Annotated in this window: 2 protein-coding genes; both read left to right on the forward strand. The window is 67.7% G+C overall.

All coding sequences use genetic code 11. The features are described 5' to 3' along the window. Positions 1 to 281: 281 nt before the first annotated feature. On the forward strand, positions 282 to 2762 hold the full coding sequence (locus MJ783_RS17225; RefSeq protein ID WP_239311524.1) for a SpoIIE family protein phosphatase: 2481 nt from the start codon (positions 282 to 284) through the stop codon (positions 2760 to 2762). 237 nt (positions 2763 to 2999) lie between these two features. After that, positions 3000 to 3599, forward strand: coding sequence for a hypothetical protein (locus MJ783_RS17230; RefSeq protein ID WP_239311526.1), 600 nt, complete (start codon positions 3000 to 3002; stop codon positions 3597 to 3599). The last annotated feature ends 83 nt before the right edge of the window (positions 3600 to 3682 follow it).

Here is a 3682-nt window from a genome sequence, read left to right on the forward strand (position 1 = left end):
GAGGCTCCGGCAATAGGACTTGTCCGGCTCGCGGCGCCCGGTCGGCGCCTCGCGTCGTTGTCGTCGGCCCAGGTGGGACACCGCTACCTGGGCCGACGACAACCGGAGCCTCTTGATCTCATCAATCAGCATGCTGGCCGTTAGCGCGCTGATGGCATGAGTGACAGCCCGGAACGCGTGTCGGGACGACGATGCGGTCGCGGAGAGCGAACGGATCATGATTGTCTGGGTAGCGCCCGGCCGGCCGGTTCATGCGGGAACTCGTTGGGCAGGACCGAGATGTGGACGAGTCGGATGACGTGCACGTTGCTACTTTTGGCAACCGAATCGACGAGCTTTTTGATGTGGCGGAGACCGCCACGGCAACGGTTGACGCACAGGGGCGTATCACGCAGTGGAGCAAACAGGCTCGGCAGCTGCTGGCCTACCCGCCGGCCGAGGTCCTCGGACGGGCGGCGGCAGACCTCCTCGCCGAGGATATTCCGGACACCGTGCGGCTGTCCAGCGCGGCGCTGGAGGTATGGAGCGGCCAGGCGGTTGTGCGTCACCGGGACGGCCGGCATCTGCGGGTCGAGTTGCTGGCACAACCGTCACCGGCTGACGATGGAAAGATTACCTGGATCATTAGTGCGGTGCTGGCGGGGCGGCAGAAGCGGCAGATGCGGAAAAATCACGAGCAGCAGGATAAGAAGGACGGCGACTGGCCGCTGCTGGACTGGGCGTTCGACCAGTCCCCGCTGTATCTCGCGGTCTACGACGTGGACTTGCGGATCCGCCGGCTGAACGCCGCGGCGTGCCGTCAGCTCGGCATCGACCAGGGCGAGGAACGCGGGCTCCAGCTCACCGAGCTGCTGCCCGGTGGGCCCGCCCTCGACGCGGTCGTCGAGCAGCTGCGCAAGGTGGCGCAGACAGGCGAGCCGGTGCGTTACAGGGTTTTCGCCCCTACTCTGATCAATCTTTACGGCGAGGCGCTGGCCATCAGCATCTCGCCGCTGAAGGATCCAGACGGGCTGATCCGAGGCGTGTACAGCGCGGCGTTCGACATCAGCGAGCAGCACCGGGCCCAGCAGCGGCTGGCCTTGTTGAACGAGGCGAGTAGCCGTATCGGCAGTACGCTGAATGTGATCCGGACCGCGCGGGAACTGGTGGAGGTGGTTGTTCCCGGACTCGCCGACTGGGCCAGCGTGGATCTGCTCGAATCGGTACGCCAGGGGTATGAGCCGGTTGCCGGTCCGTTCTCGGGCACGGTCACCCTGTGCCGTGCCGCGCACCAGTCGATCATCGAAGGCCGTCCCGAAGTTGTGGTGGAGCTGGGGCAGGCCGACGTCTATCCGGACTATTCGCCCCCCGCCCGCGTCCTGGTGACCGGCCGGCCCGCGCTGTACCAGATCTCTGACCCGGTGATGGCTCGTTGGGTCGCCGCGGATGCCGTCCGGACCGCCAAGGCCCGCGAGTACGGGTTTCACTCGATGCTTTTCGTGCCGTTGCGTGCCCGTGGCGCCACTCTAGGTGTGGCGACTCTTGCTCGTCATCGACATCCGGAGGCGTTCGAGCACGATGATCTCATCCTTGCCGATGAGCTCGCTGCCAGGGCAGCAGTCGCTATCGACAATGCCCGTCGGTACACCCATGAACGCGCCACCGCGCTCACGCTGCAGCGCAGCCTGCTCCCGCGGCGGCTGCCCGCGCAGACGGCGGTGGATGTCGCCTCCCGCTACCTGCCAGCCAGCTCTGAGGTGGGTGTCGGTGGTGACTGGTATGACGTGATCCCGCTGTCCGGCACCCGCGTCGCGCTGGTTGTCGGTGACGTCGCGGGCCACGGGCTGCACGCGGCCGCGACCATGGGCCGGCTCCGTACCGCCGTGCGCACGCTTGCCGATGTTGATTTTTTTCCCGAGGAGCTGCTCACCCGCCTGGACGACGTGGTCATCCGGCTGGCGGCCGAGGAGAGCCCGGCATCAACGGGCATGTCCGGCGATACTGGTGACGGTCTTGTCTCCACGTGTCTGTACGCGGTGTACGATCCGGTGTCCTGTCGGTGTTCGTTGGCCCGCGCCGGTCATGCCCTGCCCGCCATCGTGACCCCGGACGGCACCGTCGACTTCCTCGACCTGCCGGCCGGTCCTCCACTGGGCGTGGGCGGGCTGCCCTTCGAGGCCGCTGATTTCGATCTGCCCGCGGGCAGCCTGCTTGTTTTCTACACGGACGGACTCGTCGAGGGCCATGACCGCGACATCGACGCGGGCCAAAGCGCGTTGCGCCGGGTGCTGGCCGATTCCGCGGGCTCGCTGGAGAGTATCTGCGACACCATCCTCGCGGCCATGCTGCCGGACCGTCCAAGCAATGACGTCGCGCTGTTGGTCGCCCGGACACGTGCCCTTGACCCGGGCCAGGTCGCCAGCTGGGATCTGCCGGCAGAGCCGGCCGTCGTCGCGGACGCCCGTGCGCAGGCATCCCGTCAGCTCGCCAGCTGGGGGCTGGACGAGGCCACATTCATCACCGAACTGATCGTCAGCGAACTGCTCACCAACGCCATCCGCCACGCTCGGGCACCGCTCCAGCTGCGGCTGATCCTTGACGACAGCCTCATCTGTGAGGTCTCCGACGCCAGCAGCACCGCGCCGCACCTGCGCCGGGCCCGTGTCCTTGATGAGGGTGGACGCGGGCTGCTCCTGGTCGCCCAGCTCACCCGGCGTTGGGGTACCCGTCATACCCGCCATGGAAAGACGATCTGGGCTGAACAGCCGCTCCCCACTGGCTGACGGTCGGTACCGATCGGCCGTCGCTGTCCGTGTTCGACGGTCGCCGGCCAAGACCGCGCACCCGTGCGGCGGCGCGCTCGGCGGCAGTGGTTAAGTAGCATCCGACAGCCCTTGGTTGTCCTGGTCGCGGTGGGTTCGGGCGCTGCGCGGCCGGGGCCGTGCCGGGCGTCGCCAGGCCCGTCAGGACGGTGGGTCGTAGGGGGTACGCGCGCAGCGCGCGTGGGTGACGGAGGTTGGATGAGCCGGGCCGGAACGTTCCAGGGCCGCATGGTGACTGTCGGCACCGCTGTGTGTCTCACGCTCCTGACCGGAGCGTGCGGCGGCAGCGGCTCGACGCCAGCGGTCGTGCGGGACGCGGCGGTTACCGCGGCACCGCCGAGCCCCCCCGCCACGGATCTGCCCACCGATCTGACGCTGGCGTCGTCATCACCGCCGGCGGTCCAGACCCAGTCCGCGCAACCGACCGCGACGGCCAGCGCCGACCCGCTCAGTACGTCCATCGTCCCGGGCAATTTTCCGTTCCCGGACGGGTCGACCCACACACTCACCAACAGCAAGCCCACCGACGCGTCGATCAGCCTGAAGGGAGTGACCCCGGCCGCGGCAGCCGACTTCTACCGGAAGGCCCTGCCCGGTGTCGGTTACAAGCTCTTCCAGGAGTCCGCGTCCGATGGGAGAACGAAGGTCACTTTTACGGGGCACAACCAGAGCGTCGAGATTCTCGCCGGTGGCACCACCAGCCCCAATCTTATTGTGCTCGTTTTTACTCAGTGCAGTACCGCCGTGCAGGGCGGGGCAATTCCGACGCGCCGCAGTGACCGGGTCGCCTGCCGGTAATCATGGTGATGTGTGCCGTGTGCCTGGTCCGCGGATAACCGTTCCCGAGCGTGTGCCCGGTAACCAGCCACCGCACGCCAGCA

It is taken from the genome of Protofrankia sp. Cj3 (genome assembly GCF_917627355.1).
GTDB lineage: Bacteria > Actinomycetota > Actinomycetes > Frankiales > Frankiaceae > Protofrankia.

What these genes read in the sequence shown, in the direction of transcription:
- MJ783_RS17230 (WP_239311526.1), top strand. Translation starts at nt 3,000, where the DNA reads ATGAGCCGGGCCGGAACGTTCCAGGGCCGCATGGTGACTGTCGGCACC.